20 protein-coding genes are annotated in these 25,747 nt (G+C 72.3%); 7 read left to right on the top strand and 13 right to left on the bottom strand.

From position 1 onward, the window contains the following. Positions 1 to 10: 10 nt before the first annotated feature. Positions 11 to 916: a universal stress protein gene (locus ACZ4IF_RS36960; RefSeq protein ID WP_467571187.1), complete on the bottom strand. Its 906-nt coding sequence runs from the start codon at positions 914 to 916 to the stop codon at positions 11 to 13. A gap of 267 nt (positions 917 to 1,183) precedes the next feature. On the opposite strand from ACZ4IF_RS36960, the gene ACZ4IF_RS36955 reads away from it, so the two are divergent. Both ACZ4IF_RS36955 and ACZ4IF_RS36950 read left to right on the top strand, forming a co-directional pair. Next, complete coding sequence (locus tag ACZ4IF_RS36955) at positions 1,184 to 2,896, top strand: SulP family inorganic anion transporter (RefSeq protein ID WP_467571184.1); 1,713 nt, start codon at positions 1,184 to 1,186, stop codon at positions 2,894 to 2,896. Positions 2,897 to 3,014: 118 nt separating this feature from the next. Beyond that, a complete protein-coding gene (locus ACZ4IF_RS36950) occupies positions 3,015 to 3,719 on the top strand; it encodes a response regulator (RefSeq protein WP_467571181.1) in 705 nt (234 codons plus the stop codon). Between the two features lie 28 nt (positions 3,720 to 3,747). Here ACZ4IF_RS36950 and ACZ4IF_RS36945 read toward each other — a convergent pair whose 3' ends face one another. From ACZ4IF_RS36945 to ACZ4IF_RS36935, 3 genes are all read right to left on the bottom strand, one after another. After that, positions 3,748 to 4,980, bottom strand: a complete 1,233-nt coding sequence (locus ACZ4IF_RS36945) for an MFS transporter (protein ID WP_467571178.1) — start codon at positions 4,978 to 4,980, stop codon at positions 3,748 to 3,750. Positions 4,981 to 5,257: 277 nt separating this feature from the next. Then, positions 5,258 to 6,775 (bottom strand): glycerol kinase GlpK, encoded by a 1,518-nt coding sequence (gene glpK / locus ACZ4IF_RS36940; RefSeq protein ID WP_467571175.1) that lies wholly within the window; start codon positions 6,773 to 6,775, stop codon positions 5,258 to 5,260. 24 nt (positions 6,776 to 6,799) lie between these two features. Continuing rightward, positions 6,800 to 7,645: an MIP/aquaporin family protein gene (locus tag ACZ4IF_RS36935; protein WP_467571172.1), complete on the bottom strand. Its 846-nt coding sequence runs from the start codon at positions 7,643 to 7,645 to the stop codon at positions 6,800 to 6,802. Between the two features lie 597 nt (positions 7,646 to 8,242). Between ACZ4IF_RS36935 and ACZ4IF_RS36930 the strand changes: the two genes are divergently transcribed. Next, positions 8,243 to 11,038 carry an alpha/beta hydrolase gene (locus ACZ4IF_RS36930; protein ID WP_467571336.1) on the top strand — a complete coding sequence of 932 codons (2,796 nt, stop codon included), beginning with the start codon at positions 8,243 to 8,245 and terminating at the stop codon, positions 11,036 to 11,038. Positions 11,039 to 11,124: 86 nt separating this feature from the next. Here ACZ4IF_RS36930 and ACZ4IF_RS36925 read toward each other — a convergent pair whose 3' ends face one another. The 4 genes from ACZ4IF_RS36925 to ACZ4IF_RS36910 form a co-directional block, all read right to left on the bottom strand. Then, entirely contained in the window at positions 11,125 to 11,862 is a 738-nt protein-coding gene (locus tag ACZ4IF_RS36925; RefSeq protein ID WP_467571169.1) for an SAM-dependent methyltransferase, read from the bottom strand. Positions 11,863 to 12,088: 226 nt separating this feature from the next. Beyond that, on the bottom strand, positions 12,089 to 13,579 hold the full coding sequence (locus ACZ4IF_RS36920) for a sensor histidine kinase (RefSeq protein ID WP_467571166.1): 1,491 nt from the start codon (positions 13,577 to 13,579) through the stop codon (positions 12,089 to 12,091). Beyond that, the gene (locus ACZ4IF_RS36915) at positions 13,576 to 14,265 is read right to left on the bottom strand and encodes a response regulator transcription factor (protein ID WP_467571164.1); all 690 of its coding nucleotides are present in this window, start codon (positions 14,263 to 14,265) and stop codon (positions 13,576 to 13,578) included. Before ACZ4IF_RS36915 ends, ACZ4IF_RS36920 begins: the two co-directional genes overlap by 4 nt. A 149-nt stretch (positions 14,266 to 14,414) precedes the next feature. Further along, entirely contained in the window at positions 14,415 to 15,443 is a 1,029-nt protein-coding gene (locus ACZ4IF_RS36910) for an alpha/beta hydrolase (RefSeq protein ID WP_467571161.1), read from the bottom strand. A gap of 186 nt (positions 15,444 to 15,629) precedes the next feature. Here ACZ4IF_RS36910 and ACZ4IF_RS36905 point away from each other — a divergent pair, with 186 nt between their 5' ends. Beyond that, positions 15,630 to 16,061 (top strand): MarR family winged helix-turn-helix transcriptional regulator, encoded by a 432-nt coding sequence (locus ACZ4IF_RS36905; RefSeq protein ID WP_467571158.1) that lies wholly within the window; start codon positions 15,630 to 15,632, stop codon positions 16,059 to 16,061. A 618-nt stretch (positions 16,062 to 16,679) separates the two neighbouring features. Here the strand turns inward: ACZ4IF_RS36905 and ACZ4IF_RS36900 are convergent. Then, entirely contained in the window at positions 16,680 to 18,140 is a 1,461-nt protein-coding gene (locus ACZ4IF_RS36900; protein WP_467571155.1) for an aldehyde dehydrogenase family protein, read from the bottom strand. A 265-nt stretch (positions 18,141 to 18,405) separates the two neighbouring features. Here ACZ4IF_RS36900 and ACZ4IF_RS36895 point away from each other — a divergent pair, with 265 nt between their 5' ends. Beyond that, the gene (locus ACZ4IF_RS36895; RefSeq protein WP_467571152.1) at positions 18,406 to 19,425 is read left to right on the top strand and encodes an LLM class flavin-dependent oxidoreductase; all 1,020 of its coding nucleotides are present in this window, start codon (positions 18,406 to 18,408) and stop codon (positions 19,423 to 19,425) included. 120 nt (positions 19,426 to 19,545) lie between these two features. Next, entirely contained in the window at positions 19,546 to 21,045 is a 1,500-nt protein-coding gene (locus tag ACZ4IF_RS36890; protein WP_467571149.1) for a metallophosphoesterase family protein, read from the top strand. Positions 21,046 to 21,125: 80 nt separating this feature from the next. Here ACZ4IF_RS36890 and ACZ4IF_RS36885 read toward each other — a convergent pair whose 3' ends face one another. From ACZ4IF_RS36885 to sthA, 4 genes are read right to left on the bottom strand one after another with little or no spacing between them, the layout of a single operon-like run. Further along, positions 21,126 to 22,259: an NADAR family protein gene (locus ACZ4IF_RS36885; protein WP_467571146.1), complete on the bottom strand. Its 1,134-nt coding sequence runs from the start codon at positions 22,257 to 22,259 to the stop codon at positions 21,126 to 21,128. A 4-nt stretch (positions 22,260 to 22,263) separates the two neighbouring features. Beyond that, complete coding sequence (locus ACZ4IF_RS36880; RefSeq protein ID WP_467571143.1) at positions 22,264 to 22,431, bottom strand: hypothetical protein; 168 nt, start codon at positions 22,429 to 22,431, stop codon at positions 22,264 to 22,266. A 51-nt stretch (positions 22,432 to 22,482) separates the two neighbouring features. Further along, positions 22,483 to 23,505, bottom strand: coding sequence for a threonine aldolase family protein (locus tag ACZ4IF_RS36875; RefSeq protein ID WP_467571140.1), 1,023 nt, complete (start codon positions 23,503 to 23,505; stop codon positions 22,483 to 22,485). A 58-nt stretch (positions 23,506 to 23,563) separates the two neighbouring features. Then, complete coding sequence (gene sthA / locus ACZ4IF_RS36870; RefSeq protein WP_467571138.1) at positions 23,564 to 24,967, bottom strand: Si-specific NAD(P)(+) transhydrogenase; 1,404 nt, start codon at positions 24,965 to 24,967, stop codon at positions 23,564 to 23,566. Positions 24,968 to 25,273: 306 nt separating this feature from the next. On the opposite strand from sthA, the gene ACZ4IF_RS36865 reads away from it, so the two are divergent. Further along, complete coding sequence (locus tag ACZ4IF_RS36865; protein WP_467571135.1) at positions 25,274 to 25,636, top strand: hypothetical protein; 363 nt, start codon at positions 25,274 to 25,276, stop codon at positions 25,634 to 25,636. The last annotated feature ends 111 nt before the right edge of the window (positions 25,637 to 25,747 follow it).

Raw genomic sequence — 25,747 nt, 5'->3', positions numbered from 1 at the left:
CGTGGGTCGGTCAGCCGTGGGCCACGACGGCGACGGGAGCGGTGGAGTGGTGCAGGACGGCGTGGGTGACGTGACCGACGTGGGCGCCGAAGGCGCCGCGGCGGGCCTGCCGTCCGACGACGACCAGCGAGGCCTCACGGGAGGCCTCGACCAGGCACACCGCGGGGCTGCCGCAGCGGGACTCCTCGACGACGTCCACATCCGGGAACTTCTGCCGCCACGGACCGACGGTCTCGGCCAGGGCGGCGGATTCGTGCAGCGCCGTGGCCGCGCGCGGACCGGCCTGGGCCGACGTGCCGTAACCGTGGTACGGCGCCGGTCTCCAGCATCGCACGACCCGCAGGGTCGTGGCGCGGCGGACGGCGGCGTCGAAGGCGAACCCGATCGGCGTCCCGTCGGGGTTCTCGGCGTCGAGGCCGAGGACGACGGGCCGGAACGGTGCGGCGGCGGACGGTACTCCGGCCGGGTCCTTCTCGTGCTCGTCGGCGGCCTGTTCGCCGGCCCGGACGAGCACCACGGGCCGTGCGGCGCGCGCCACCACGGCCAGGCCGACGGAGCCGAGCACGTATCCGCCGGTCCCGCCGAGCCCGCGCGTGCCGAGGACGATCATGTCCGCCGTCGCGGCGGCCCCGCACAGCACGTCGACGGGGTGACCGGTGACGTTCTCGCCGGTCACCTCGATGCCGGGGTGGCGCAGCCGGATGCCCTCGACGGACTCCCGGGGGACGCGTTCGGCCCAGTGCTGATGCGTCTCGGTTCCGAGGAACGGGGCCCGGGCCATGGGGTGGGGTGCCGGCTCCGAGACGTGCAGGACCTTCAGGGGCAGGCCGCGCAGCCCGGCCTCGCGCGCCGCCCACTCGGCGGCGGCCCGGCTCTCGGGTGAGCCGTCGAGGCCCACGGTGACGGTGCGCGGCATGACCTCCACCTCCCGGGACGGGGATCCGGCTTCAGCGTCACGTTCCGGGGGTGCGCGGGTGCAGGGGCCACTGGTCCCGGGCCGGGACCGTCCGGCCCATGGGCCTCGTGGGCGGGGCCGGGCAGTGTCGGCCCGACGGGACCTCCCCGGGGACCGAACGGACCGGTTCGCACGGCGTGTTGGTGCGGCGGTGCGCGCGGGAGCGACGCGGTCTCGCGGTGCGGGGCACCTCGGTGGATGCTGATGTCACAGGACGGAAGGCGGCACATGACCCACGATGCGCCCGTGAGCGTTCGGGGGTGGAGACGTCTGCTGCCCGGCCTCGGCGTCCTCCTCGGCTACCGCCGCTCCTGGCTGAGGGGGGACCTGCTGGCCGGCGTGACCGTGGCCGCGTACCTCGTGCCGCAGGTCATGGCGTACGCGGGTGTCGCCGGGCTCTCTCCGGTCGCCGGGTTGTGGGCGATCCTGCCGGCCCTCGGGCTGTACGCGCTGCTCGGCTCCTCACGTCTGCTCTCGGTGGGGCCCGAGTCCACCACCGCCCTGATGACCGCCACCGTCGTCGGTCCGCTCGCCGCAGGATCCTCGGGACGCTACGCCGCGCTCGCCGCGGCCCTCGCGGTCACGGTCGGACTGCTGTGTCTGGTGGCGCGGGCGGTCCGCCTGGGGTTCCTCGCCGACCTGTTCTCCCGGCCCGTCCTGATCGGCTATCTCGCGGGCGTAGCCCTGATCATGATGGTGGATCAGCTGCCGAAGCTGACCGGCGCGGGCACGACCGGCACCGGCTTCTTCCCCCGGTTGTGGTCCTTCCTCGGGAATCTGCCCGACGCCCGGCCGGCCACCGTCGTCCTGTCCGCGGCCACGCTCGTCCTCCTGTTCGTGGTGGCACCACGGTTCCCCGCGGTGCCCGGACCGCTGCTCGCCGTCGTGCTCGGCACCGCCGCCGTGATGGCCTTCGATCTCGATCACCGGTACGGCGTCCAGGTGATCGGCGAGGTCCCGTCGGGGCTGCCCGGCCTCGCCGTGCCCGACCTGGGCGAACTGCCCCGGCTGGTGCTGCCCGCCCTCGGTGTCCTCCTCGTCGCGTACACCGACTTCGTCCTCACCGCCCGCGCCTTCGCCGACCACGACGACGAGGGGCCGGGGCTGGACGCCAACCAGGAGTTCCTCGCGCTCGGCGCGGCGAACCTGGGTGCGGGGGCCGTGCACGGCTTCCCGGTCAGCAGCAGCGCCAGCCGCACCGCCCTCGCCTCCTCGGCGGGCGCCCGGAGCCAGGCGTACTCCCTGGTCGCCGGGGCGGTCGTACTGGCCGTGCTGCTCCTCCTCAGCCCGCTGCTCACCCGCACCCCGTCCGCCGTGCTGGGGGCACTCGTGGTCTACGCGGCGATCCGCCTGATCGATCTGGCGGGCTTCCGCCGGCTGGCGTCCTTCCGGCGGCGCGAACTCATGCTCGCGCTCAGCTGTCTCGCGGGCGTCCTCGCCCTGGGCATCCTGTACGGGGTGCTGGTCGCCGTGGGGCTGTCCGTGGCGGAGCTGCTGACCCGGGTGGCGCGTCCGCACGACGCGGTGGAGGGGCTGGTGCCGGGGATGGCGGGCATGCACGACGTCGACGACTATCCGCAGGCGCGCACCGTTCCCGGCCTCCTCGTCTACCGCTACGACTCGCCCCTCTTCTTCGCCAACGCCGAGGACTTCCGCCGCCGGGCCCTGGCCGCCGTCGACGAACAGACCGAGCCCGTCCGCTGGTTCGTCCTCAACGCCGAGGCCAATGTCGAGGTGGACATCACCGCGCTCGACGCCGTCGACGCCGTACGCCGCGAACTGACCGACCGGGGGATCGTGTTCGCCCTGGCCCGCGTCAAGCAGGACCTCCTCGGCGATCTGACGGCGTACGGACTCGCCGAGTCCGTCGGGCCGGACCTCATCTTCCCGACGCTGCCCACCGCCGTGGCCGCCTACCGGACATGGTGCGGCGACCGGTGAGCGGCCGGGTTCCGCGGTGCGAGTGGGGCCGGTCGGCCCTGGTGCATCCGGCCCATGCGAGCAATGATCGTGAGGGAGGGTCCACAGTCCGTCCGCCGTCGGGGAACCAGGGGTCGTCATGACCGAGCCAGGCAGTTTCACGGAGCAGAACCCCATCCGCGTGTTCCTGCTGGACGACCACGAGGTCGTACGCCGCGGGCTCACCGACCTGCTGGACTCGGAGCCGGACATCTCGGTGATCGGGGACGCCGACACGGTCGAGCACGCGCTCACCCGCGGGCCGGCGCTGCGCCCGGACGTCGCGGTGCTGGACGTCCGTCTCCCGGACGGCGACGGCATCACGGTCTGCCGCGAGCTGCGCAGCCGGATGCCGGACCTGGCCTGCCTGATGCTGACGTCGTTCGACGACGAGGACGCCCTGCTCGACGCGATCATGGCGGGGGCCGCGGGCTATGTCCTCAAACAGATCAACGGCTCCGACCTGGTCTCGGCGGTGCGCACCGTCGCCTCGGGACAGTCCATGCTGGATCCCGCGACGACGGCCCGCCTGATGCGTTCCCTGCGCGCCGATCCGGCCGAGAGCCCCGGTGTGCCGCCCGAGCTGGCGAGTCTGTCCCCGCGCGAGCGGGAGATCCTCGTCCTGATCGGTGACGGGCTCACCAATCGTGAGATCGGCGAGCGGCTCTTCCTTTCGGAGAAGACGGTCAAGAACCACATCTCCCGGCTGCTGGCCAAACTGGGGGTGCAGCGCCGGGTCCAGGCCGCGGTGCTCGCCTCGCATCTGGAGCAGCAGCCGCAGGCCGTCGACCGTCCGGCCAGATGACAGGACCGCCACGCTCCCGGCGGCGACGTCACGTGGCGTCCGCGGGGCGGTTGACGCGATACACGTCGCGCACACAGAGGTTGAGGGCCGCGGCCGCGACGACGAGTCCGGCGCACGCCACGAGGATCGTCCGGTTGTCCCACACGCCGGACGCGAGGGCGGTGATCAGGTAGCCGAGGGGGATGGCGAGGAGTTCCCCCACGCTGTTGAACGCGCTCATCCGGCCCTGCTCGGCCTGCGGCACATGGTGCTGGAAGGCCGTGGTCCAGGCGACGATGGCGACATCGAGGCCGATGCCGGCGAGCAGGGCCGCCGACAGCACGAACGGCAGCGGCAGCCCCCGGCCCAGGGCGAACAGCGGGACGGCGAGCACGGAGCTCGCCATGACCGCCACGGTGAGCAGGCGGTACGGCTTCCAGCGCAGGCACACGAGCGTTCCTACGAGCAGGCCCGAGGCGAAGGCCGCCTGGACGAGTCCCCAGTCGCGGGCCCCGTCGTAGGCTTCCGCCGCGACGAGCGGCCCGAGGAGCTGGAAACCGGCCAGCCAGGCGGCCACGAGGACCGTTCCGGCGGCCGTGTAGGTCCACAGCCAGGTGCGCGACCAGAAACCGCGCCACCCCGCGCGCAGATCGTCCAGGGCGCTGTGCGCGGTCGGCGGCGCGACCAGCCGCAGGCCGCGCAGGAGCACGGCCGCGACGGCGAAGGTGAGCGCGTCCCACGCCAGGGCCCAGGCCGGTCCTGCCGTCGCGACGACGAGACCGCCGACGACGGGTCCGAGCACCTTGACCACGTTGCTCGGCAGTCTGAGCAGGGCGTTCGCCTGCTGGAGGTGCTCCGCGGGGATGATCTGGCCCACCGCGCCCTGGGCGGCGGGCCTGGTGAAGGCCACGGCGGTTCCGGACGCGAAGCCGCAGAGGGCGATGGACGTCGTGGTCGCGTGGCCCGTGGCGACGGTCACGGCCAGTGCTCCCTGCGCGGCGGCGGCCAGCAGGTTGCCGAGGAAGAGGATCCGGCTCCGGGACATCCGGTCCGCGAGGACTCCGCCGATCAGCAGGAAGACGACGGTCGGAACGGTGTTCATGGCGAGCACGATGCCGAGGGCTCCGGCGCCGCCGCCCTGCTCGATCACGGAGTAGGCGAGCGCGAGGGGAGCCATGGCGGACCCGGTGACGGAGATCAGGTTGGCGAGGACGAACCGCCGGAAGGCCGGGACCCTCAGTGGGGCGCTGCGGATCGTCGGTGAGTCTGCCGCGGTCTTCATGATCTCCCTCGTGCTCGGCGCGGCGAGCACCTTAGTGCAGCGCCTGGCCGACGGGACGTCGCGCCCCGGCAGGGGCGACGGTATCCGGCCGTCCTCGGCGGCCCGCGGGCACGGCGACGGCCCTTCCGCGCTTCAGGTCCGCGCGGCCGGGATCCCCGTCCGGCCGCGCGGCCGGCCCCGAACGGGCGAGTCCCCGACGGGGATTCCGTCGGGGACTCGTCGTGCCACCGGACTGCGACGTGCTCGGGAAGGGGGAAGGATGAGCCGGCCTGGCCGCCTATTCGACCGTGGCCCAGTCGAGCGTGCGCTCCACCGCCTTCTTCCAGTTGGCGTATCCCTCCGCCCGCTGTTCGTCCGACCACTGGGGCTCCCAGCGCTTGGACTCCTGCCAGTGGGTGCGCAGTTCGTCGGTGTCCCGCCAGAATCCGGTGGCGAGCCCCGCCGCGTAGGCGGCGCCGAGCGCCGTGGTCTCGGCCACCACGGGCCGGCTGACCGGTACGCCGAGAACGTCGGCCTGGATCTGCATGCACAGGTCGTTGGCCGTGACACCGCCGTCGACCTTGAGGACGTCCAGGTGGACTCCGGAATCCTGCTCCATGGCCTCGACGACGTCGCGGCTCTGGTAGCAGATGGCCTCCAACGTGGCACGGGCCAGATGGCCGTTGTCGTTGTAGCGGGCGAGCCCGACGATCGCGCCGCGGGCGTCGGAGCGCCAGTACGGGGCGAACAGGCCCGAGAACGCGGGCACGAAGTACACGCCGCCGTTGTCCTCGACGGTGCGGGCCAGGGTCTCGCTCTCGGCCGCGTTCTTGATGATCTTCATCTGGTCGCGCAGCCACTGCACCGCGGACCCGGTGACCGCGATGGAGCCCTCCAGGGCGTAGACCGCCGGGCTGTCGCCGAACTGGTAGGCCACGGTGGTGAGCAGGCCGTGCCGTGAACGGACCAGCTCCGTGCCGGTGTTGAGCACCAGGAAGTTGCCGGTTCCGTAGGTGTTCTTGGCCTCCCCCGGCGAGTAGCAGACCTGTCCGACGGTGGCCGCCTGCTGGTCGCCGAGCACTCCGGTGATGGGGATGGCGGCCTGCAGCGGCCGGGTGGTCCGCGTCACGCCGTAGGCCTCACGGTGGGACGAGGGGTTGATGGTCGGCAGCATCGAGCGCGGGATGCCGAAGAACCCCAGCAACTCGTCGTCCCAGTCGAGGGTTTCCAGGTCCATCAGCATCGTGCGGCTGGCGTTGGTCACGTCGGTCGCGTGGATGCCGCCGTGCGGGCCGCCGGTCAGGTTCCACAGCACCCAGCAGTCCGTGTTGCCGAAGAGGGCGTGTCCCTGCTCCGCCGCCTCCCGGACGCCGTCGACGTTCTCCAGGATCCACTGGATCTTGCCGCCCGAGAAGTACGTCGCCGGTGGCAGCCCCGCCTTGCGGCGGATGATGTCGCCCTGGCCCGAGCGTTCCAGGGCCGCAGCGATGGAGTCGGTGCGGGTGTCCTGCCAGACGATGGCGTTGTAGTAGGGACGGCCGTTGCGCGGGTCCCAGACGACGGTGGTCTCGCGTTGGTTGGTGATGCCGATCGCCGCCAGGTCCTCCGGGGAGAGGTTGCCGTGCCGCAGGGCGTTCTGCATCACCGAGTTGGTGCGTTCCCAGATCTCCACCGGGTCGTGCTCCACCCAGCCGGAGCGCGGAAGGATCTGGGCATGCTCCAGCTGGTGCTTCGCCACCTCGTTGCCGGCGTGGTCGAAGATCATGAATCGAGTGCTGGTGGTCCCTTGGTCCACCGCGCCCACGAAGTCCGCCATGGTGTGCCGCCTCTTGTCCGGGGGTCAGTCCTTGGAGGCCGGGACGCGTCCTGGGGGCTCCGGCTCAGCCGTGGGCAGGAACCTGCCGATGAAGAGCTTGTAGATGCCCGCGCCGAGCAGTCCGCCGATCAGCGGGCCGACGATGGGCACCCAGAAATAGAGTTGGCCGTACTGATCTCGCCATGCTCCGCCGTATCCCGTGATGAAACTGGCCAGCCGGGGGCCGAAGTCACGCGCCGGGTTGATCGCGTAGCCCGCGAGGGTGCCCCAGGCCATACCGATGGCCACGACGACCAGACCGATGATGAACGGGCCCATGTTGGCGCCGGGCGGCGTGTTGAGCAGGTCCGTGATCGCCATGATCAGCAGCAGCAGGATGGCGGTGCCGATGATCTGGTCACGGAAGGCGCCCCACTCGTGGACCGGCAGGTTGGTGTTTCCGTTGGCGGGCAGCGTCGAAAACACGAACTGGGTCTTGACGGTGTGCCCGGGGTCCACCTTGGCCAGGGCTTCGGTGTAGTTCCAGCGAACGACGAGGGCTGCCACGAAGGCGCCGGCCGTCTGGGCCACGACGTAGGGCGCCACCTTCTTCCAGGGGAACCCCTTGAAGGTGGCCAGGGCCACGGTGACCGCCGGGTTGAGGTGCGCACCGCTCAGCCGTGCCGCGACGTAGACACCCATCGTGACGCCGATGCCCCACGCCCAGGCGATGCTGTCGTGGTTGCCGAGGCCGCCCGGTGGGACCGTGAGCCCTCCACCGGCGACCACTTGGGCCACCACGCCGGCGCCGAAGAGGATGAGGATCATGGTGCCGAGGAACTCGGCCGACATCTCGCCGACCAACCCGAGCCTTTTAAGTCGATCAGCCATGGAAGCCCGCTTTCCCGCCGGCCACATGTGACCGGCCGTCGACTGCCGGAGCTCTAACGGCATCAGGATAGGTCGATTCGGAATTAACCGCACAAGAGTTGAAATTCCTTCTAAAACAGACGTCTGTCGGTGTGCGGCCGGTCCGGAGGCCTCCACCACACCCGGAACGGCGGGGTGGCACAACCCGACCGCAACCGCCATTCGGCCCGCGCACCTGTCCGTGCGTGTACGCCAATCGGGTGGCCACGGACGGCAACCCGGCCGACCGGCGCACCGGCCCGAGGCACTCCCGCCGCACGCAACCGGCCGGTCCCCTCGCATGCGCGGCGCGAGCTCCCGCGGGCCGCGCACGCCGGGCCGCACGCCCGCACCCGTGTGACCCGGAATGCACCCCGGGCCTGACTTTCCCTCAGCGCCTCTGCCTGTGGCTGTGGCTGCGCCTCTGTCTGTGTCCTGCCTGTGCCTGTGCCTGTGCCTGTGCCTGTGCCTGTGGGGCAGGCAACCCCTCGGTCTCCGCTCCCGTCCTCGTGGGGCGAAGAGCGTCCCGCGATGTCTCCGGGACGCACGGGGGAGCAGACCGACCACGAGGAGAAGCAATTGATCCGATTCCGGCGAACAGGGGTCGTGGCTGCCGCGTTACTCGCGGCGGTCGCGGCATCGCCCGGACCGGCACAGGCCCAGCAGCCGTCGGCCGGTTCCATACGCTCCGACGCCACCACGGCCACCGCGGATTCCGACCGACGGCTTCCGGACGGCTGGCGGATCACCGGGGAGGGCGTGGCGGCTCGACTCGTCTGGCGCGCGGACGCGCCGGTGCCGCCCAGCGACTCCGGTGTCGTCTTCTACAGCGGGGACGAGCCCCTCGGCAGGCCCCATGAGTCGCGGGACGGACGGACGTTCCGCCTCCCGCTGCGCGGCATCGGCGCCGAGCGGCTGACCGACCTGCGGGCCAGATCCGGTGAACGCCGTCTGGACGCCCCGGAGGAGGAGAAGGGCGGGCGCGACCGCCGGCCGGGCCTCGCGGCGACACCGCCCGTCCGGCCTCCGGCCGCCCCGGTCGACCCCGGCAGACCGGGCCCGTACCGGACCGTGACGGGAGAGTACGCGCTCCACCCCGTACGGCTGCCCGGATTCGCCGCGCCGGTGGAGATGCGCGCGGTGGTGGTCGCGCCCACCACGACGGCCCCGGGGCACCGCCCCCTCGCCCTGTTCCTGCACGGCCGCCACGGCACGTGCTTCACGGGCCGCGACGACATCACCGGCGACTGGCCGTGCCCGGCCGGCACGAAGCCGGTCCCCAGTCACCGCGGCTATCTGCGGGCGCAGAAACTGCTGGCCTCGCAGGGATACGTGACGGTGTCCGTCTCCGCCAACGGTGTCAACGGGCAGGACCACGTGGCGGAGGACGGTGGCGCGCAGGCCCGGTCGTCGCTGGTGCGGCAGCACCTGGCCCGCTGGGCGGACTGGGCCGCGCACCGGTCCTCGGCACCGCGGATCGTGCGCGGCGCGGCGCCCGCCGATCTCTCACGCGTCCTGCTGGTGGGCCACTCGCGCGGCGGTGAGGGAGTCAACCGGGCGGCGACCGACAGCCTGTTCCGCGCGCCCGCCGCCCAGGACGGCTACCGGGGCCCGGTACGCTGGCACATCCGCGGCACCGTGCTGATCGGCCCCACGCTCTTCGGGCAGAACCCGGCCCCCGACGTGCCCTCGATGACGATATTGCCCGGCTGCGACGGCGACGTGTCCGACCTCCAGGGCGAGATGTACGTGGACGGCACGCGCGGCGTCGGTCGCGGCGCGGCCCTGCACAGCGCGGTCTACATGGTCGGCGCCAACCACAACTACTTCAACAGCGAGTGGACACCGGGCCAGGCGCAGGCACCGGCCGAGGACGACTTCTGGTCCGGGGACGAGCCGGACCGGGTGTGCTCGCGCTCTGCGCCGACCAGGCTGACGGCACGACAGCAGCAGGCCGCCGGTGCGACCTACCTGGCCGCGGCGGCACGGGTGTTCGTCGCCGGTGACGACCGGGTCCGGCCGCTGCTCGACGGATCGAACCGGCGTGCGCCCTCGGCGGGCCCCGCGCGGGTGCTCACGCACGCGGTCGGCGGACGCCGCACACCGGCGTTCCTGCCGGACGCCCGGGTCACCGTGGACGGCGGACGGCTCTGCAACCAGGTGGACACCCACGTGGACACCGCCTGCCTCGGACCCGGCGAGCGGGGCGGCTCCCCGCACTTCGTGATGTGGGAGACATCGAAGGAGCCCGGCCGGCACGCCGTGGCACTGCACTGGACGGCGCCCGGCACCACGACGCGCGTCCGTGCGGCGCACGCCGTGGACGTGGCCGCGTCCGACGCGCTGGCGCTGCGGGTGATCGTGCCGCCCGACAGCACGGACACCCGACTCGATGTGGCGGTCGCCGACGCCTCGGGCCGTCGGGCCGTTCTGGGGCGGCTGGAGCTCGACGGGCTGCCGGGGACGGATCGCACCGCCTCCTTCTGGGGGCAGGAGGTCCGCGTGCCGCTGGCCGCCGCCACCCGCGCGGGGCTCGATCTGCGCAGGGTGACGGTCCTGGAGCTGGTGCCGCGCAGCCGGTCGGGACAGGCGTGGCTGATGGACGCCTGGGGCTGGCGTGCCGGGCTGCCCGCCGTCGGGGCGGCCGAGATGCCCCGTGTCGACGTGGGCCGACTGTCGGTCGCCGAGGGCGACTCGGGCACACGGACCTATCACGTGCCGGTGTCCGTGTCCGGGCACGGCAGGGGAACGGTCCGGCTGTTCGTCGCCGATCCGACGACCGGCGAGGCGACCGCGCGCGAGGTGACCGTGCGGCCCGGCGGCCACGGCGTCGACGTACGGGTCCGGGTGCGGGGCAACACCCGCTTCGGCTACGACGTCACGCACGACGTGTTCGTGAAGGCGGTCCGGGGGGCGGTGGTCGGCGCGCATCTCGGCGGCGTCGTCGCGGTGAACGACGACCCGGCGCCCGCCGTCCGGGTCACTCCGGTCTCCGACCAGGTCACCGAGGGCCGGAGCCTGAAGTGGAAGGTGTCCCTGTCCGAGGTGGCCGACGCGGACATCCAGGCCTACTTCGGTGTCCTTCCCGTCACGAGCGGCACCGAACTGTCCACCACGGACGTCGACCCGCGGTGGCTGCGGGACCACTCCGGCGCGCAGCCTCAGCCGTCACGGCCGCTGTCGTCGGTGGCGGAGCTGTACGTCTTCGTCGACGTGCCCGCAGGGCACACCGGCGCCGAACTGACCCTTCCCACCGTCGTGGACCGGGTGGCCGAGCCGGAGGAGACGGTGCGCCTGCGGTCGACGGTCTACGACGACACCGGCGCGCCGCACGAGGGGACGCCGTTCACCGGGAAGGTGCGCGACGCGTCGTAGGACCGCCGTCGCCGCTCGCGCGGCCGGCCGGGGCGGACGCCCGGGCCGGCCGCGCGAGGACACCTCGGTGCCCGGGCCCGCGCCGGTCAGCTCGGCGTGCGGCGCAGGACCAGGCAGACGAACCCGAAGCAGTCCCGGTAGACACGCAGCCACTCGGACCGTCGCTCGGTGGCCGTGGCCAGCGCCTGGGCGCTGTCCGGGTCGGCGGGGTGGTCGAGGGCCCAGGAGGCGAGCGAACCCCAGCAGGCCCACTCGTAGTCGTCCAGCTCCCGGCGGGTGCTGACGTGTCCGTGGACCGGGGTCCAGCCGTCGGCGACGACCCGCTCCACCGTGGTGGCCAGGTCGTCGTACTCCCCCAGCATCTCGACCGCATCCGGAGAGGGCTCCCGGTCCCAGAAGGCCTCGCCGATCAGCACGCGCCCGCCCGGCGCAAGGTGTCGGCGTGCGGCGGCCAGGGTGGGCAGCAGGCCGCCGAACGCGTGGGTGGCACCGACACTGAGCACGAGGTCGAACGGGTGCGACGAGGAGAAGTCCGAGGCCGGCAGGTGATGGAGTGCCAGCCGCTCCCCGACGTCCCGTGCGGTCGCACCCCGGCGCGCCCGGGCCAGTGCCTCCTCGGACGTGTCGACGCCCTCGGCGCGCAGCCGCGGGTTGCCGGCCAGGGCGCGCAGCAACCACTCGCCTCCGCCGCAGCCGAGGTCCAGCACGCGCTCGTCGCCGCGCGGCAGGGCTCGTTCCAGTAGTCGGCGCACGGATTCGTCGTCGAGCGGCGCCTTGATCGGGTGGTCGGCGTGGGCGATGCCGGACAGTTGTTCGCGATTCACCGGCGCAGCCTGTCAGCGGTCGGCGCCGCGCGCACCCGTATTTCCCGCTCGTGCCGCACGCGAGGCGGCTGTTCCGCTCGTGCCGCACGCGGCGCGGCCGTTCCGCACGTGCCGTACCCGGGGCGGCCGTTCCGCACGTGCCGTACCCGGGGGCGGCTGTTCCACAGGTGCCGTACGCGCGAGGGCGATCCGCCGACGGGAGCAGGCGTCGACCGGCGCGGGCGTTCTACGGAGTCCTCGGGGCCACGACGGTTCCGGGCGGGGAGGACGCTTCGAGCGGGAACGTGAGGGTGAAGGCCGTGGAACCCGGCCGGCTGACGAGTTCGAGGACGCCGCCGTGGGCGGTGACGAGCGACCGCGCCACCGCGAGACCCAGGCCGCTGCCGCCGCGGTCGCGGCTGCGGGCCTTGTCGACGCGGTAGAAGCGGTCGAAGACGCGTTCCTGGTCGGCGGCCGGTATGCCGGGTCCCGCGTCGGAGACGCGCACGACCGTGGTGCCCGAGGAGACGGACAGTTCCAGGTGCACCTCCGTGCCGGGCGGGGTGTGCACGGCGGCGTTGGTGAGCAGGTTGTCCAGCACCTGCCGGACGCGCAGCGGGTCGAGTGTCAGCGGCACCGGGTCGGCGCCGACCACCGCGGTCAGTCTGTGGTCCGGGTGCCCGGCGCGGAAGGTGTCCGCCGCCTCGCGGGTGAGCTCCGCCAGATCGCCCTCCTCCAGGCGCAGCGGCGTCTCCACCTCGGCGGCGTCGAGGCGGGCGAGCAGCAGCAGGTCGTCGAGGAGCACGCCCATCCTGGCCGCCTCGGCGCGCAGCCGGGCCAGATGTCCGTCCCGCTCCTCGGGGGCGTTGGCGGCGGCGTACTGGAAGAGGTCGGCGTACCCGCGCACCGACATGAGCGGGGTGCGCAGTTCGTGCGAGGCGTCGGCGACGAACCGGCGCAGCCGCTGTTCTGCCTCGGTGCGGACGGCGAGGGAGTCGTCGATGTGTTCCAGCATGGTGTTGAGGGCGGTGCGCAGTTCCTCGACCTCCGGGCCGCCCCTGCCGCCGCCGGCGCGCACCGGGAGGCGGGCGGAGCCGGTCAGGTTGTGCGAGGTGATGGCGCGGGCCGTGTGCGTCATGTCGCTGATCGGCCGCAGTCCGCGGCGCAGCACCGCCCGGCCGAGGACGACGAGCGCCAGCAGCGCGAGCGCGAAGGCGACGACCTGGACCGCGATCAGCTGGCGCATGGTGCCCTGGAGGTCCGCCATGGGCGCCGCGGTGACCAGCACCACGCCGGGTTCGACCTCGCAGGCGCGCAGCTTGTAGTCGCCCTCCCTTGCCAGCCGCACGGTGCGGACGATGTGCTCGGTGCCCTTGGGCGGGAGCGACTGGGCGGCGGCGGCGAGTTCGGCGGTGTCGGCGGGCACGTCGGCGGGCCTGCGCAGGACGGCCGTGCCGTCGGAGACGTCGTACACGGCGGTGAACCAGCCGTAGTAGGGGCGGCGCTGCACGGTGCCGTGGGCGGCGGCGTCCTTGGACTGGGTGATCTGGACGAGCTGGAGCTGCTCGGCGAGCTGGCGTTCCAGGTAGTCGCTCATGTAGGTCGTCAGGGCTGTGCCGACGACCGCGAACACCACGAGGGACAGCACGCCCATGCCCAGGGCGAGCCGGGTGCCCAGGCGCAGCCGGCGGTAGGCGTCGCGCGGCCGTCCGGCGGCACCGCGCCCGGGGCTGGTCACTCCGCGACCTGCCGCACCACGTATCCGACGCCCCGCACGGTGTGGATGACGGGCACGCCGCTGTCGTCGAGCTTGCGGCGCAGCCGGCTGACGACCAGCTCGACCACGTTGGAGCGGCCGCCGAAGCCGTACTGCCAGACGTGGTCGAGGATCTGCGCCTTGGTCAGCACGGTCGGCGACTTGCGCATCAGATAGCGGAGCACCTCGTACTCGGTCGGGGTGAGGGTGAGCAGCCGGTCGCCGCGCCGCACCTCGCGGGTGCCCTCGTCCATCGTCAGGTCGGCGACCCGCAGCACGGAGCGCTGGAAGCCGGGGCCCGCGCTGCGCCGCAGCACGGTCCGCAGCCGTGCCATGAGTTCCTCCACGGCGAACGGTTTGACCAGGTAGTCGTCGCCGCCTCGGGTGAGGCCCGCGACCCGGTCGGCGACTCCGTCGCGGGCGGTGAGGAAGACGACGGGCACCATCGTCCCGGACTGCCGGAGCCGGTCCAGGACGGCGAATCCGTCCAGGCCGGGCAGCATCAGGTCGAGGACCACGATGTCGGGGTGGAACTCGGACGCCCTGCGCAGCGCGTCCTCGCCGGAGTACGCCGTGACGGCGTCCCAGCCCTCGTAGCGGGCGACCGTCGCGACGAGGTCGGCGATGGGCGGGTCGTCGTCCACGACCAGGAGGCGCACTTTTTCCACCCGCTCATACTGCGTCACACGTCCGGCGGCGCCATACCCCGGGCCTGCGGTGATCCACATCGATGAGGAGTCGAAAGTCGGCCGACAGGATGTGGCCCGTGGCCGTTCGGCGGCCGAACGGCCACGGAGCCACCGTGTGCATCAGGAGGTCAGGGCCGATCGGCGATGCGGTGCGCCAACCAGACAAGGGCGAGCGGCATCCGGTACTCGACGGCGTGATGGCCGCCTTCGAACAGCTCGAAGTGCACGTTGTCGTCGGCCACTCCGACGTCGGCAAGCACGTCGCGGAAGGCCTGCGCGCCCAGGTCGAGGAACCACTCGTCGTGAGTGCCGGCGTCGATCCAGATGCCGTGCTGGGAGCGAAGGGCTTCGGCGTGTGTGGCTGCCATTCGTACGGGATCCCAGGCCAGCCAACGCCGCCACTCGTCCTCGCGCAGGGCGCCGGTGCGCGGGTCGAACGGGAGGGTGGGGCCGCCGTCAGGGCCGGGAGAGAAGCAGGCGGAGACACCGAGGATCTCCAGGAGGTTCAGGTCCTCCTCCTTGGTGAAGGCGACCCGCGAGCGGAAGTCGTCCCACCAGCGGAAGATGTCGCCGCCGTAGGGCCTCAGCTGGCGTGCCGCAGTGAGGAAGTGCGGATGGTACTGGGCCTCGGACAGCGAGTCGCCGGAGTGGGTGGCAAAGGCGCCGAACAGGTCCGGACGGAGCATGGAAGTGATCGCGGCACCGAGGCCGCCGCTGGACTTGCCCGCGATGGCTCGGTGGTCGCGCACGGGGAGCGTGCGGTAGCGGGCGTCGACATACGGCACGACCTCCTCGCACAGATAGGAGTGGTAGCGGCCGGTACCGGGCGAGTCGATGAACTGGCTGCCGCCGTAGGTGGTCCAGGCGTCCACGAACACCAGCAGCATCCCGGGCGCCTCGCCGCGGGCGAAGATCTCGTCGGCGAGCTCGGGAACAGGCCGCCGGAAGGCCATGCGGTTGCGCCAGATCGGCAGCGTTCCCGCATAGCCGAGCAGCAGATACGTGACGGGGTAGCGGCGTTCGGGCGCGTCGTCGTAGCCGGGCGGGGTGTAGACCCACAGCGGGCGTCGGGGCGGATCGTCGAGGGGATTGCCGCGGAGTAACGCGCTGTCTATGACGTGTTCGTCGAGGCGGCCGGCAAGCGTGAGGGTCGACATGCCTCGGGACGTTACTACGATTTCAAAATATCTGAATGCGTAATTTCTGGAGAGTAGGGTGTTGCCGTGACATCACGGCAATCGGCGGGATCGGCGCGACCACGGGACTCGATCGACCGGCACATCGCCCGCTGGAGACAAGAAGTTCCCGGCCTGGTACCGGAGTTGGAAGGCGCTGTCACCCGCATGCAGACGCTCGTGCGGCATCTGCGGCGGAAGAAGGAAACCGCTCTGGCACGGCACGGCCTCAAGCTGTGGGAGTACGAGATCCTGTGGCGCCTGCGCTCGGCGGGCGAGCCCTACCGCATGGCACCGACACGTCTCGCGCAGGGACTCGGCATCCACCCCGCGACCCTCACCAACCGCCTCGACCGCCTCCAGTCGGCGGGCCTGATCACCCGCGAACACGCACCCGAGGATCGCCGCAGCCTCCTCGTCGGCCTGACTCCCGACGGAGCCCAGGTGTGGGCGGCGGTGATCGACGACCAGCGGGAGGCCGAAGACACACTGTTCTCATCCCTGACCAAGGGGGAGTTGAGTCGTCTGGCAGCCCTCCTTCGGACTGTGGCCCTCGCGGTCGAGGAGGACGGCCCGCCGCTCATGCCGGACATCGACTGACCGATGACACAGTGGCTCGCGCTCTGAGCGCCGATCGGGCGCTCACCTCGCCCGGCCTTGATCGAGCGGTAGGTGCAGGGGTTGAACCTCAAGCCTACTGAGCCGCGACAGGACCGCTGCAGGACACCACGCCGCCTCCCACGAACCCGCGAGCAGGTCGAGTCCCTCGGCCACCAAGGACGCCGCGTCCAGGCCTGTGCTGTTCCGGGTGAAGTGGGGCGAGCCTGCCGCGCGGTCGGTGCGCCCCGGCAGGAACTGGCGGTCCATCAGCGCCCGGTTCAGGGCCCGAACGGAGATGGTGGTCACGACAGCCGCACCGGGACATTGCCCCGGTTGGAACCCCGCAGCAGGGAGAGGAACGTCTGCGGCACGTCCTCGATCCCGCCCTCGACCACTGTCTGCGGGTAGACGAAGCGGCCCTCGTTCAGCCAGGTGCTGAAGTGCTCGCGCCAGGCCGCGATCCGATCGGGCGTGTGGTGGCAGGAGAACGGCAGCAGCTCGACGCCCTTGGCCTCGGCCGCGGCGCGATCGGGCTGCGGAAAGCGCTGCGCCGCGTCGCCGCGCCGGGGCCGCCCGCCCGTGTCCGACGGCCGGCCCCGGCGCGCCGGCCGGCGGACCTCAGAAGGGGTAGTGGGCGTGCTGGGTGGCGATGGTGACCCAGCGGGTGCTGGAGAACGCCTCGATGCCCCAGCGTCCGCCGAAGCGCCCGTAGCCGGAGGCCTTGACGCCGCCGAAGGGCGCGTGCGGTTCGTCGGCCACGGACTGGTCGTTGATGTGCACGATGCCGGTGCGGACGCGACGGGCCACCGCCAGGCCGTGGGTGGCGTTCTCGGTGATGATGCCGCAGGTCAGACCGTTTTCGGTGTCGTTGGCGAGGGCGATCGCGGTGTCGTCGTCGGTGAACGTCTCGACCACGCAGACCGGGCCGAAGGCCTCGGCGTAGTACAGGTCCGCCTCCTTCGGCACATCGGTCAGCACGGTCGCCGGGTGCACCGCCCCCTCGGGCGCACCACCGCCGACGAGCGCCCTGGCGCCCCGGTCCACGGCGTCCCGGACCAGTCCGGCCACCCGCTCGGCCGCCGCGCGGGTGACGAGCGGCCCGACGACGGTGTGCGGGTCCGACGGGTCACCGGCCCTGAGCGCGGACACCTTCGTGGCCAGCTTGGCGGTGAACTCCTCGGCCAGCGACGCGTGGACGAGGACGCGGTCGCCGGACATGCAGATCTGCCCGGCGTTCATGAACACGCTGAAGGCGACGGCGTCCACCGCGTAGTCCACATCGGCGTCCGCGAGCACGATGACGGCGTTCTTTCCGCCCAACTCCAGTACGGCGGGCTTGAGATGGCGCGCCGCCCGCTCGCCGATGATCCGGCCGACGCCGGTCGAGCCGGTGAAATTGACCGCCCGCACGCGTGGGTCGGCGATCAGGGTCTCGGCGATCTCGGGGGCGTCCTCGGGGGCGTTGGTGACCACGTTCAGGACGCCGTCGGGCAGCCCGGCCTCGCGCAGCACGTCGGCGACGAGGAGCCCGCAGGCGATCGGGGCGTCCTCGCTGGGCTTGACGACGACGGTGTTGCCCGCGGCGAGCGGCGCCGCCACGGCCCGTACGCCGAGGATGACGGGCGCGTTCCAGGGCGCGAACGCGGCGACCACGCCGAGCGGTTCACGCACGGCAAGACCCAGCACTCCCTCCTCCTGGGCGCTGAGCACTTCGCCGCGCGGCGCGGTGATCGCGGCCGCGGCCTCGCGCAGGATGCCGGCCCCGAGCGCCACGTTGAAGTGCGCCCAGGGCCGGGTTCCGCCGGCCTCGCGGGCCATCACGTCGGCCACCTGCTCACCGCGCGCGTCCAGCAGATCGGCGGCCCTGAGGAAGATCGCGCGACGTGCGAACGGATCGAGCGCGGCCCACTCGGGAAAGGCGGCGTCCGCCGCGTCCACGGCCCGCCGCACGTCCTCGGGTCCGGCGGCGGCGACGGACGCGTACACCTCGCCCGTGTAGGGGGCGACGTCGTCGGTGGTGCGGCCGGACGCGGCGGGCACGTCCTTGCCGCCGATCAGCAGGTCTCGGGTGATGCTCATGTGCGGGTTCCTTCGGTACGTGGCTTCGACGGCACGCGCTGGCCCGTGGGGCAGGTTCACCTGTCTGTTCGCCCAGTGAAATTTCATTCACGATCCTTCCCTCCGGATTCTGCTACCGCGCAGGCGGAGTATCAAGGGGTCCGGGCGGCTCGCCGCGGGAAGCCCGGGGCCGGCCACCGCGCCCGGCTTCCCCTCGAGGTCACCTGCCACAATGGCAGCAAGGCAGGTGTTCGGCAGAACCTGCCGCGGACGACGGAGGAGCCTCGTGCCACTGCCCTCGCAGCCTCTGCGCAAGCTCGGATTCCTGACCATCGGGCTGTTCGACGCCGACGACCCTGCCCGCGGCCACGAGTCGACGCTCGGCATCATCGAACTGGGCGAGCGGCTGGGCTTCGACAGCGCCTGGCTGCGCCACCGCCACCTCCAGTACGGCATCTCCTCCCCCGTCGCCGTCCTGGCGGCGGCCTCCCAGCGCACCAGCCGCATCGAACTCGGCACCGCCGTCACCCCGTTGGGCTGGGAGAACCCCCTGCGGCTCGCGGAGGACCTGGCGACCGTCGACGTGCTGTCCGGGGGCCGGCTCAATCCGGGCATCAGCGTCGGGCCGCCGATGCACTACGACCAGGTCAAGGACGCCCTGTATCCCGGCACCGCCGACGCCCAGGACTTCGGCTACGAACGGGTGGCACGCCTGCTGGACTTCGTGCGCGGCAAGCCGGCCAGCGACTTCAGCGGAGTCGAGGGGTTCGAGGTGTTCTCCGACCGCGTCCAGCCGCACTCCCCCGGCCTGGGCCGCCGCATGTGGTACGGCGGCGGCAGCCTGAGTTCGGCGCGCTGGGCGGGCGAGCACGGGATGAACTTCCTGACCAGCAGCGTGGTGAAGGCGGAGGAGTCCGAGGACTTCGCCGAGGTGCAGCTCTCCCATGTGCGGGCCTTCCGCGCCGCTCACCCCGACGGCGACCGCGCCCGCGTCTCGCAGGGGCTTGTCGTGATACCCACCGACAGCGCCTCTTCGGCACAGCGGGCGACATACGAGGAGTACGCCCGCGAGCGGCTGCCGCGCACCACCGCGCCGCAGGGTCCGGCCCGCCTGATGTTCGCGCCCGATCTCGTCGGGACGTCCGCCGAGATCGCCGAACGGCTCTACGCCCAGGCCGCGTTCCGGGAGATCGACGAGGTCGCCTTCGCCCTGCCCTTCACGTTCGAGCACGAGGACTACGTCCAGATCCTCACCGACATGGCGACGCGGCTCGGCCCGGCGCTCGGCTGGCAGCCGACAACCTGATCGCTCGTCAGCCGGCCCGCGGCGCACGCACATCGGCGTGCCTGACGCATCCGGACGGTGCCGGGGCGGCGACGGTGCCCCTCCTCCCGCGCCCGGGAAGATCGTTGTTACGGTTCACCGATGTCCGACTCTTCACGCGACACCGCCCGGGGCGCCGGCTGGGGCGCCCCGGAACCCGGCGACTACCGGCACCTGATGCCCTCCCGCGTCGAGAAACTCTCGTGGCTCGACCCGAGGACCCTGTGGCCCGCGCGCAACGGCGTGCTCGCCTCATGGTTCGGGGACCCCACGGGCCGTACCCGCGCCCGCTGGGTGGAGCAGCGCAGGAGCGCCGGCGCGCCCGCCGACGCGGTGGTGCGGCGCGACGATCCCGACCACTTCTCCTTCATGGTGATCGGAGACACCGGGGAGGGCGACGCTCCTCAATACGCCGTCGTCCCCGGCTTCCTGAAGGTCAGTCAGGGATCGAGTTTCGCGGTCCTCGCCAGTGACGTGATCTATCCGGTCGGCAGCACCGACGACTACGGCACGAAGTTCCACGGGCCGTACCGGGACTACCCGGCCCCCATATACGCCATACCCGGCAATCACGACTGGTACGAGGACCTGCACGGCTTCATGCGGGTCTTCTGCGACGCGCCACCCCTCGCGCCGGAAACCGGGCAGCGACGGACACTGCCGGCCCGGCTCCGTTCGCTGCTGTGGCACACGCCGCGCAAGGCGGACGAGCAACGGCTCGCCGAGGCACGTACGTTGCGGTCGGCCCCGGCCCAACAGGCCGTCCAGCCGGGACCGTACTGGGCCGTCGACGCCGGTCCGGTGCGGATCATCGGCATCGACACCGGTCTCCTCGGGACGATCGACGCCGAGCAGGGACGCTGGCTGCGCGAAGTGTCCGCGGGCGACACCCCCAAGATCCTGATCACCGGTTCGCCGCTGTACGTGGACGCGGAGCACCATCCGTGCCAGATCGAGGGCGGCGGCACCGTCGACGACATCGTGCGCGACCCCGCGCACCACTACGTCGCCGCGATAGGGGGCGACATCCACAACTACCAGCGTTATCCCGTACAGGTCGGCGACCGCACCCTGCAGTACGTGGTCGCCGGTGGCGGCGGGGCGTTCATGCACGCCACGCACACCATCCCGCGCGTCTCCGTCGCCCGGGTCACGGAAGCGGACTTCCGCTGCTACCCGCTGCGCGGCGACTCACTGGCCTTCTACAGCAGGCTCTACGGGCGCCGGCTGCGGATGCGCCGCTTCTTCGCCCTCACCGAGGAACAGGCCATGGCCGTCATGGCGGAGCGGCTCGGCATCCCGCCGACCCGATCCGCGAGTGCGCCCGTCCGCGTCACCCGGCGCACCCGGCTGGTGGCGTCCCTGCTGGGGGCCGGCGGGCGGCCCGACCGTACCTCGCGCTTCCGCCTCCCGGTGCGCAAGGCGTACACCCAGCTCTTCTCCCCGGGCTCGGCGACCTACAGCCCGCCCTTCTTCAAGTCGTTCCTGCGGCTGGACGTCACCCCGTCCTCGGTCCGCTTGCGCTGCTTCGCCGCCACCGGCAACCGGGAGCAGGAGATCGAGCCACCGGTCGAGGACGAGGTGGTCATCCCGCTGTCCTGAGCCGGTGCCGGCGGGCCGGGGTGGGCGTCCCCGGGACCCGGGGAGTGTCGTTCGGACCCGGGCCGATCCGAACGACGCCCCTAGGGTGTGACCGGCGCCCCGGGGAGGACGCCCGCGCTCCCGGCGTGCAGTTCGGAGCGGACGAGTTCGAGGAGTCGCCCGGTCCAGTTGCGGCCCCTGCCGCCCCGGTCGCCCCAGAACGCGGAGTCGCTGTCGTCGTAGATCAGGGTGGCGTCGCCCGTGGCCAGCAGGGCCCGGGCCAGGGCCGGGTGCTGCGCGTACTTGGCGCGCAGCAGAGCGGTCAGGACGGCCGTGCGGGCGCGCTCCCAGCCGTCGTGCAGCGGGGCGCCGACGGCCAGCTTCCGGGCCTGGAACACGCTGCTCTGCGCCGCGATCGCCGAGCCGACGGCCGCGTCGGCGATCGACAGGGCCCAGTAGGCGTGGGCGACGGACGGATAGGTGACGCCGTCGACCGCGACGGGGGCCGGATAGTCGTTGCGCAGCCCGTTGGTGCCGGGGTCGTCCGACGGCTTGAGGGGATAGCTCTGGTAGAGGTGGATCGCGGGCGCCACGGGCTCCGCGGGTCCGTCGGCGAGGACCCGTGAGGGCCGTTCCGCCATCCACTGGGCGCGCTCCTCGAAGTAGGCGATCGCCTCGTCGTGGGCCTCCTGCGTGACCTCCGCCTCGGGGCGTCCCTCCAAGCGTCCGCCGACTCCGGCCACCAGGACCTGGAGCGGCCAGTCCTTGCGGTCCATGTCGCCGAGGGCGTAGTGGCGCCGCGTCGCGGGGATGGCGAGGTAGGCGGCGCGGGCGGCGGCCCGTTTCTCCTCGGTACGGTCGGCGAGGAAGGCGTCGACCGCGGCCAGGCACCGGTCCGTGGAGTCCGGACGTCCGTTGAGCTCGTCGATGGTGTCGCGCACCTCGGCGAGCAGCAGCTCCGGCGTGTGCCGGCTGCGCGGCTCGCCGAACTTCCAGGCGGCCAGCTCGAAGCCGGACGCCCGGGCGCCGTCCGGGAGTTCGGTGGCGACCCAGCCGCTGCGCAGCTTCTCCTCGAACTCCTCCAGGGTGACCAGGCCCCAGCAGTCGATGAGTCCGTCCGCGTAGATGAACAGGTCGGTGAGGTGGTAGTCGCCGTTGCGGATGAAGGCGTGCCGCCAGGTGCCGGGTATGCGTACGCCGTCCGCCATGCGGTGGGTGGTCCGTCTGCCGATCATCCGGTCATTGTGGCGGACTCGACCGGGCGGTACGGCGTCGGCCGCGGAAGGTGCGGCGCAGGTCGTCGACCCTGGCGCCGAGGACCTCCCAGGGGGTGAAGTGGCTGCCCTCGTCGTGTGCCGCGAGGTCGACGGGGTGGTACCAGGCGGCACGGTCCGTGTGGCGGGGCACGCCCACGAGCACCGCGCGGCCCTCGTCGCGCCATCGGTGCCGCCCGGCAGGTCAGTCGGACAGTGCGGCGATACGGTCGAGGGCCTGCCGGATGTCCTCCCGGGAGACGTCGCGGTGCGTGATCAGGCGCAGGCGGCCGCCCAGGGAGAGGGCGAGCACACCGGCCCGGCGAAGCCGCCCGACCGCGCCCGCCGGGTCCGGCACCTCGGCCATGACGATGTTCGTCTCGGGTGCCGCGGCGTCCCAGCCCAGCTCGCGCAGCCCGCTCGCCAGGAACTGCGCGTTGTCGTGGTCCTCGGCGAGCCGGTCGACGCGCTCCAGCGCCACGAGCCCTGCCGCGGCCAGCACGCCGCCCTGGCGCACTCCCCCGCCGAGCATCTTGCGCACCCGCCGGGCTTCGTGCACGAAGTCGGCGCTGCCGCCGACGACCGATCCGACGGGGGCGCCCAGCCCCTTGCTGAGACACGCCTGCACGGTGTCGACACCGCGGGTGAGGTCGGCGGGCGCGGTCTTCAGGGCCACTGCCGCGTTCCAGACGCGGGCGCCGTCCAGATGGACCAGCAGTCCCGCCTCCCGGGCCGCGGCGACCAGTTCGGCGTGTCCCTGCGGCGAGGTCGTGGTACCGCCCGCCGCGTTGTGCGTGTTCTCCAGGCACAACAGCCGGTTGCGCAGGGCGAAGTACGCTCCGCCGCCGACCGCCGAGGCACGGACGTCCTCCGCGGTGATCCGCCCCGGGCCCGCCGTCCAGGGCAGCGGCTGCGGCATGCCTCCGGCGAGCCAGGACGCCGTGCCGACCTCGCTGTCGAGCACGTGCGCGCGCTGCGGGGCGAAGAAGCGGTCGCCTCTGCGCAGGTGGAGGAAGAGCGCGACGAGGTTCCCCATGGAGCCGCTCGGCACCCACAGGGTCGCTTCCACGCCGAGGAGTTCGGCGGCCCGATCCTCCAGGGCGCGCATCGTGGGGTCGCCGTCGAGGACGTCGTCGCCGACCTCGGCGGCGGCCATCGCGGCACGCATCTCGGCATCGGGCCGGGTCACGGTGTCGGATCTCAGGTCGATCGGTGCTGCGCTGCTCATCTCGGCTTTCTCCGGGCGGTGATCAGGACGTCGGGGTGATGCGGGCGGGACGGCCCGCTCAGTCCTTGAGGCGGTCGATCTGCCTGATCTTGTTGGTCGCGTCCAGGGCCGCGACCTTGTAGGACTCGGCGAGCGTCGGGTAGTTGAAGACGGCGTCCACCAGGTAGTCGACGGTGCCGCCGCAGCCCATCACGGACTGGCCGATGTGGATGAGTTCGGTGGCACCGGTGCCGAAGCAGTGGACGCCGAGCAGCTTGCGGTCGTCGGGCGAGACCAGCAGCTTGAGCATGCCGTGCGAGTCTCCGATGATCTGCCCGCGGGCCAGTTCGCGATAGCGCGAGATACCGACCTCGAACGGTACGCAGTCGTCGGTGAGCTGGTCCTCGGTCCGGCCGATGAAGCTGATCTCCGGGATGGTGTAGATGCCGATCGGCTGGAGGTCGTGCATCCCGTTCACCGGTTCGCCGAAGGCGTGGTACGCCGCCGTGCGCCCCTGCTCCATCGACGTCGCCGCCAGCGCGGGGAAGCCTATGACGTCGCCGACGGCGTAGATGTGCGGCACCTCGGTGCGGTAGCACTCGTCGACCTTGATCCGGCCGCGCGCGTCGGCGGTCAGGCCCGCCTTGTCGAGGTCGAGTTCGTCCGTGAGGCCCTGGCGGCCCGCCGAGTACATCACGGCGTCCGCGGGGATCTTCTTGCCGCTCTCCAGGACCGTGAGCGTGCCCCGTGGATGACGCTCCACAGCGGCCACGGTCTCCCCGAAGCGGAAGGTCACGGCCAGGTCCCGGAGGTGGTACTTCAGTGACTCGATCACCTCGACGTCGCAGAAGTCGAGCATCCCGGGCCGCTTCTCGACCACCGTGATCTTGCTGCCGAGGGCCGCGAACATGGAGGCGTACTCCATCCCGATCACGCCGGCCCCGACGATGACCATGGAGCGAGGCACCCGCTCCAGGTTCAGCACGTTGTCCGAGTCCAGGATCGTCCGACCGTCGAACTCGACGCTCGCGGGCCTGGCCGGGCGGGTGCCGGTGGCGATGACGATACGATCCGCGGTCAACTGCTTCTCGTCGCCGTTCACTTCGCGCAGGCCGATGGTGTGGTCGTCCAGGAAGCTGCCGGTACCGGCGAAGAGGGACACGTGGTTGCGCGACAACTGGCTGCGGATGACGTCGACTTCCCGGCTGACCACGTGCTCGGTGCGCGCCGTCAGATCCGTGACGGTGATGTCCTCCTTGAGCCGGTAGCTCTGGCCGTACAGGTCACGCTGGGTGAGGCCGGTCAGATAGAGGACCGCCTCGCGCAAGGTCTTCGAGGGGACGGTTCCGGTGTGGATGGAGACCCCGCCGACCATGTCGGGGCGGTCGATGACGGCGACCCGACGGCCGAGCTTGGCCGCAGCGATGGCGGCCTTCTGGCCGCCCGGGCCGGATCCGATGACGAGCATGTCGAAGTCGGGCACGCTCCGGAGTCTTGCAGCCCGAGGCCATCCCCCGGAAGGGTGAACCGGGGATCATTCACGTGACTTGACCCCGATGCCACCGCGCGCCGTCGTCCCGGCGCGTCATGGCACCCCTCGCGGCGCCGCTGTTCCGGCACGCCGCCGGCCCCGCGCGCTGTCACCGCTGCGCTCCGGGTACGGCTGCCGTACCGCAGGAGCAGGAGCCCCCCTCGGCCAGGAAGGCCGGCGGGCAGTGGCATCATCGGAGATGAGCACGCGACGGTCATCGACGCGGAGACCGACGACGTCTGGCGCGGACTCGACGCCGTGCTGAGCCGGACGTTCTCCCGTCCGGGAGCCGCCTGGTACGCGAAACTCGTGCGCTGCGCCGACAGCACCTCCCGCGGACCGCGCCCCCTCGCCGAGGGCTCGACGTTCCCCGGCTTCCGGGTGGCCGCCGCGGTGCCGGGGCGTGAACTCGTGCTCGCCGGCCGCCATCGCTTCTCCTCGTACGCCCTGATCTTCCGCCTGGAGGGCGTCTGCGCCGGCCGGTCACGGCTGAGGGCCGAGACGCGAGCCGCGTTCCCCGGACTCGCCGGCGGGCTGTACCGACGGCTCGTGGTGGGGACCGGCGGCCATGCGGTGGGGGTGCGGCGCCTGCTCTCGGCCGTCCGCCACCGATCGGAATGAGACCCCGGGAAAGGCGCGCCCCTCGCTTCGCCGCCGCGGCCAACTGCGCACCGCTGAGGACGTGTTCGGCGGCCGCTCGCCGTCCGAGGCGCCGGGCATCCGCTGCCGGAT

The sequence above is a fragment of the Streptomyces sp. NPDC025784 genome, assembly GCF_055558435.1.
This window is presented reverse-complemented; position numbering and strand designations above follow the sequence as displayed.

Bases quoted from the DNA above. Each gene is read 5' to 3' on its own strand.
- ACZ4IF_RS36910 (WP_467571161.1), bottom strand. From the start codon at position 15,443: ATGTCGACCCTCACGCTTGCCGGCCGCCTCGACGAACACGTCATAGAC.
- ACZ4IF_RS36905 (WP_467571158.1), top strand. From the start codon at position 15,630: ATGCAGACGCTCGTGCGGCATCTGCGGCGGAAGAAGGAAACCGCTCTG.
- ACZ4IF_RS36960 (WP_467571187.1), bottom strand. From the start codon at position 916: ATGCCGCGCACCGTCACCGTGGGCCTCGACGGCTCACCCGAGAGCCGG.
- ACZ4IF_RS36955 (WP_467571184.1), top strand. From the start codon at position 1,184: ATGACCCACGATGCGCCCGTGAGCGTTCGGGGGTGGAGACGTCTGCTG.
- ACZ4IF_RS36875 (WP_467571140.1), bottom strand. From the start codon at position 23,505: ATGAGCAGCGCAGCACCGATCGACCTGAGATCCGACACCGTGACCCGG.
- ACZ4IF_RS36935 (WP_467571172.1), bottom strand. From the start codon at position 7,645: ATGGCTGATCGACTTAAAAGGCTCGGGTTGGTCGGCGAGATGTCGGCC.
- ACZ4IF_RS36885 (WP_467571146.1), bottom strand. From the start codon at position 22,259: ATGATCGGCAGACGGACCACCCACCGCATGGCGGACGGCGTACGCATA.
- ACZ4IF_RS36945 (WP_467571178.1), bottom strand. From the start codon at position 4,980: ATGAAGACCGCGGCAGACTCACCGACGATCCGCAGCGCCCCACTGAGG.
- ACZ4IF_RS36900 (WP_467571155.1), bottom strand. From the start codon at position 18,140: ATGAGCATCACCCGAGACCTGCTGATCGGCGGCAAGGACGTGCCCGCC.
- ACZ4IF_RS36950 (WP_467571181.1), top strand. From the start codon at position 3,015: ATGACCGAGCCAGGCAGTTTCACGGAGCAGAACCCCATCCGCGTGTTC.
- ACZ4IF_RS36890 (WP_467571149.1), top strand. From the start codon at position 19,546: ATGTCCGACTCTTCACGCGACACCGCCCGGGGCGCCGGCTGGGGCGCC.
- glpK (WP_467571175.1), bottom strand. From the start codon at position 6,775: ATGGCGGACTTCGTGGGCGCGGTGGACCAAGGGACCACCAGCACTCGA.